This is a genomic window from Priestia sp. P5_B4, assembly GCF_056400385.1.
In genome coordinates this window covers 1-3252 of sequence record NZ_JBFULJ010000425.1, presented here as the reverse complement: position 1 = coordinate 3252, position 3252 = coordinate 1, and the positions used below count along the sequence as shown (strand labels likewise).

The window sequence follows — 3252 nt, the reverse complement described above, 5'->3', positions numbered from 1 at the left end:
GGCTTGAAAAAAGCGGATGGATCGTTCGAAAAGCAGGCAGTGATAAACGAGAGCGCATCGTTTATTTATCTCCTCAAGCGAAGAAAAAACTTCCGGAAATCCAGCAAGAAATTGAACGTTTGGAAGAAAATTTGCTGATTGCTTTATCCGACAGCGAACAAGATCAGCTTATTTCGTTATTAAAGAAAATTTGTAAATCTACAGAAAAGGGTGAAATGAATGACGAACCAGCAGGAGCCAATCTGGACTAAAAGCTTTATCAGTATTGCGATTACTAACTTTTTTATTTTTGTCGTGTTTTATGCATTGCTGACGCTGCTGCCGATTTATGTATTAGACGCCTTAGACGGCACGAGTACGCAGGCAGGGCTTGTTGTTACTATCTTTTTATTATCTGCGATTATTGTTAGACCATTTTCAGGGAAAGTCATTGAAAACATTGGAAAGAAAAAAACGCTTGTATTTAGTACCCTCATTTTTGCGCTTTCTTCCTTCTTATATATGTTCATCCACCATTTTAACGTGCTTTTATTACTGCGCTTCTTTCAAGGGATTTCATTCAGCTTAGCAACAACCGTCACCGGAGCGATTGCAGCGGATTTAGTTCCCGCTAAACGACGAGGAGAAGGGCTTGGCTACTTCGGAATGTCAATGAACTTAGCCGTTGTTGCAGGGCCGTTTTTAGCACTAACGCTTCATCAATACATGGCATACAACATTATTTTTCTTGTATTTGGCGTGATTATGCTCGTTGGCTGGCTGTGCGGAATGATGGTCAAAAATCTTCAAGAAAACGCTGCTCCGTCAGTAAAGAAATCATTTTCACTGAGCGATTTGTTTGAAAAGAAATCCATGCCGATTTCATCTGTAGGTATTCTCGTTTCTTTTTCGTATGCAAGTATTATTTCTTTTATTTCTGTGTACGCACAGTCGCTTGGATTGATTAAAACAGCAAGCTTTTTCTTTGTCGTGTTCGCAGCTGCGATGCTGATTTCACGACCGTTTACAGGAAGATTATTTGATAAATCTGGCCCAAACATTGTGATTATTCCATCATGTATTGTCTTTGCGATTGGTCTATTTAGCTTAAGCCTTACACATTCTTCTTGGATGCTGCTGTTTTCAGGTGCATTAGTAGGACTAGGCTATGGAACGCTTCTTCCTAGCTTCCAAACGCTTGCGATTCAAGCGGCGCCTGCTCACCGAAGCGCATATGCAACTGCTACATTCTTTACGTTTTATGATAGCGGTATTGCGGTTGGTTCATTTGTATTAGGAATTGCAGCAGGTGCTTTAGGGTATTCAAAACTCTACTTTGCGCTTGGTATTTTTGTTCTTTTGATTACACTTTACTACAAGTGGATTGCAAATTTACGTCAAAAACAAAAAGCAGCAAATATCCAGGTGGGGATGAAATAAAAAAGCTCGGCGTAATACACGCCGAGTTTTTTTCTGGATTTTTTACAGGACTTTGGAAGGGAAGCATATTTAAGTCAAAAGGTACTAGCCAATTCCTATCCATCTGCACCATACTTTAACAGAGGAACCATTTACATATAAAACTTCTTGGATGAAATACAAAACAAAGGAGAACAAAGATGAAAGTAATGAAACCTCTTATGGTCACAGCGCTAGGGCTTAGTCTTGCCACTTTTTATGAAGGCGCTTTTCCTGCAGAAAAAGCTGTGCAAGTACAGGCTGCTACAGATGAAAATGTGATTGCTGACAAAGCAAAAACGTATGAAGGAGCGGATTATACGTCTGGAGGAGAGACGCTAAGCGAAGGGTTTGACAGCTCTGGCTTCGTTCAATATGTGTTTAAGCAAGCGCTCGATACAACGCTGCCTCGTTCCGTAAAAGAACAGTCAGGGCTTGGAACAGACGTAGATAAAAACGAGCTGCAAGCGGGCGATGTATTGTTTTTTGACACCAATGAAAACGGTGAAGTGAACGTAGCCGCTATTTATATCGGAGACGATGAGATGATTTATGCATCTTCTTCAGACGGAAAAGTCGTGGTGAAAAACATTTCAAGCAGCGCGTATTGGTCATCACATTTCGCCAAAGCAAAGCGCATTACAGGAGCACCGGAAATTGCAAAAGATAATGAAGTTATTGCAGAAGCGCTAAAACATCTCGGCACACCATATATATTTGGAGGCGAGTCGCCAACGGACGGTTTTGATTGTTCCGCATTTGTTGCATATGTATTTCAACACGCATCGGACGTCTACCTTCCGAGATCAACCGATCAGCAGTGGCAAGTTGGAGAAGAAGTTGCTCGCGCAGATTTAAAGCCAGGAGACGTTATCTTTTTTAAAGACACGTATCGTGAAGGGATTTCACACGTCGGTATCTATGCAGGCGGCAATCAGTTTATTCATGCCAAGCGCAGCGAAAATGTGACGGTTGATTATCTGACAAGCAGCTACTGGACGTCTAAGTACGCAGGAGCAAGGCGCTACGATAACTTATCGCTGTCAAAAGACAACCCATTTGTGACCGAATCTCTTAAATATGTAGGAGAAGTACCTTATGCACAAGGTGGGACAAGTCCTTCTACAGGCTTTGATACGGCTGGTTTTGTTCAATACATTTATAAAGAAGCAGCTGGAAAAGAAATTCCGCGCTATGCGAGTCAGCAGTGGGAAGCAGGAGAAACCATTTCACAATCTGACTTGAAGCCGGGAGATCTCGTCTTTTTTGAAGGAAGTTCACTTATTCCATCTATCTATATTGGAAATGACTATGTCGTTCACGTATCCACATCTGAGGGCGTGAAAATTACAAACTATAAAGTAGACAGCTACTGGGCTCCTAAATACTACGGAGCAAAGCGCATGCCATAAAGGTAAAAACCAAGACAGTCTGGGGCTGTCTTGGTTTTTTAATAGGTAGCCAATTGTTTTTGTATGTCTTTGATTCGCTCTAGCGTTATCCCTTCCCGCTGCTCGACGGCTAAAGGGTGATTCGTTGGCTCTAACTCGATGAGTGGTCTTGTTCCAACAGATCTTGTATGCACATTCGTTTTTAAATTTAACGTTTCCGGATAGCCTGGAATTGAAACTGAAAACCAGCCGAAATAAGGCGGTTCATTTTCTCTTTTGTCACTTTCCCATAAATCTATCATTCGATGAAAATTTTCTTCGCTTAAAGAAACCCATATGTTCCAAGTGAAAAATTTTTCTTCATTAAAAACAGGAATTTCAACACAGCCTCTTACGAAAAACTGTTCTTGATTCATGATACAAA

The 3252-nt window shown here is 41.1% G+C and carries 4 protein-coding genes; 3 read left to right on the top strand and 1 reads right to left on the bottom strand.

Annotated elements, in window-relative coordinates:
• The 3 genes from AC1DRF_RS20685 to AC1DRF_RS20675 form a co-directional block, all read left to right on the top strand.
• On the top strand, positions 1 to 251 hold a 251-nt coding region (locus AC1DRF_RS20685; protein ID WP_477741563.1), incomplete at its 5' end, for a MarR family winged helix-turn-helix transcriptional regulator.
• Complete coding sequence (locus tag AC1DRF_RS20680; protein ID WP_195782217.1) at positions 220 to 1419, top strand: MFS transporter; 1200 nt, start codon at positions 220 to 222, stop codon at positions 1417 to 1419. The genes AC1DRF_RS20685 and AC1DRF_RS20680, both read left to right, overlap by 32 nt.
• Positions 1420 to 1598: 179 nt before the next feature.
• Positions 1599 to 2849: a C40 family peptidase gene (locus AC1DRF_RS20675; protein WP_427075096.1), complete on the top strand. Its 1251-nt coding sequence runs from the start codon at positions 1599 to 1601 to the stop codon at positions 2847 to 2849.
• A gap of 38 nt (positions 2850 to 2887) precedes the next feature.
• On the opposite strand, the gene AC1DRF_RS20670 is transcribed toward AC1DRF_RS20675, so the two are convergent.
• The coding region (locus AC1DRF_RS20670; protein WP_477741562.1) for a DUF2199 domain-containing protein at positions 2888 to 3252 on the bottom strand (365 nt) is incomplete at its 5' end.

What these genes read in the sequence shown, in the direction of transcription:
- AC1DRF_RS20675 (WP_427075096.1), top strand. Translation starts at nt 1,599, where the DNA reads ATGAAAGTAATGAAACCTCTTATGGTCACAGCGCTAGGGCTTAGTCTT.
- AC1DRF_RS20680 (WP_195782217.1), top strand. Translation starts at nt 220, where the DNA reads ATGACGAACCAGCAGGAGCCAATCTGGACTAAAAGCTTTATCAGTATT.